General features: G+C 54.1%; 1 protein-coding gene. It reads left to right on the top strand.

Features of this window, described 5'->3' with window-relative positions:
• Positions 1-58 precede the first annotated feature (58 nt).
• Positions 59-1,239, top strand: a protein-coding gene (locus tag FE845_RS18485) for an IS3 family transposase (protein ID WP_200368004.1) whose coding sequence is annotated in 2 segments (ribosomal slippage) — positions 59-355 and positions 358-1,239 — 1,179 coding nt in all. Because the reading frame shifts where the segments join, the coding sequence is not laid out codon by codon here.
• Positions 1,240-1,271: the final 32 nt, after the last annotated feature.

The raw sequence follows: 1,271 nt of genomic DNA, 5'->3' as shown, positions 1-1,271 counted from the left end.
CTGGACTTCCCCCGATGTAGTGGACACGCATCGATAACTCCGCAGGAGGAGCAAAACGATGCCGGAAATGATCACGGGGAAGAAAACCCAGCAGTACAGCACTGAGTTCAAAGTCAAAGCGGTGGAGTGGAGTCACCAGGCCCACCGCAGCGTCAAAAGCGTTGCCGAAGCGCTGGATATTCACCCCTTCATGCTGTCACGCTGGCGAAAGGAATACCGTGAAGGAAAGTTCGCCATGAAACGGGTCAAGAAGGCGCCAGCAGACGCCAAAAAGAAAATACAGGAACAGGATGAGATTGCCCGCCTGAAACGCCGAGTATCGGAGCTTCAGGAGGAAAACGATATCCTAAAAAAGTTTCAACGTTTTCAGGCCGAGGAACGACGGAAGCGTTCCGGTTCGTCTGGAAACACCGACGGGAATACAGCGTAAAAGCGCTGTGTCGGCACTTGAAGGTGTCGCGATCCGGTTACTACGCCTGGGCAAACCGGAAGCCTGGTCAGAGAGCCACTGAGAACGCCGCGCTGCTGTTGAAGATCCGTCGTGTTTACGACGGTAGCAAGGGGCGCTATGGCAGTCCCAGGGTCTATCAGGCCCTGCGCCGGGAAGGCGAACAGGTTGGCGAGAATCGTGTGGCGCGCCTGATGCAGGAATGGGGCATGAAAGCGCGAGTGATGCGAGTGTATCGCCGAATGAGCAAGCGCCGTGACGAACTCAAAGCCCTTCCCAATCACCGCTTGAGCGTTGAAAAGCCTGTTGCGGTGAATCAGCAATGGAGCAGTGACGTTACCTACATCAAGCTGGGTCGAAAATACGTGTTCCTGGCGGTTGTTCTGGACCTGTTCTCGCGCCGGATTATCAGTTGGCGATTGGATGAGAGCCTGAATGCGGCACTGGCCAAAGGTGCCTTGAGAGAGGCCTTTGCAGCAAGGCAGCCGAAAGCGGGTTTGTTGTTCCACACCGATCGTGGCACGGAATATCGGGCTCAGAAAACACAGGCATTTCTGAACCAAAACAGCGTGCGCCACAGCATGAATCGACCGGGACAATGCACAGACAACGCTGAGGTCGAATCCTTCTTCAAAACCTTGAAGGGAGAATTGCTGCATGCGACCAGCTTTGTGACGATGCGGCAGTTACGGAAACATATAAAAGACTATATAGAGTGCTTTTATAACAGCCAACGGCTGCACAGTGGCCTTGGTTACCGGACTCCGATAGAGTTCGAGGGAATTAACTGATGGGGCGTGTCCATTTTATTGGGGGAAGTCCA

The organism is Marinobacter sp. 1-4A, assembly GCF_016597725.1.
In the GTDB taxonomy this organism is placed as follows: Bacteria; Pseudomonadota; Gammaproteobacteria; order Pseudomonadales; family Oleiphilaceae; genus Marinobacter.
This window is presented reverse-complemented; position numbering and strand designations above follow the sequence as displayed.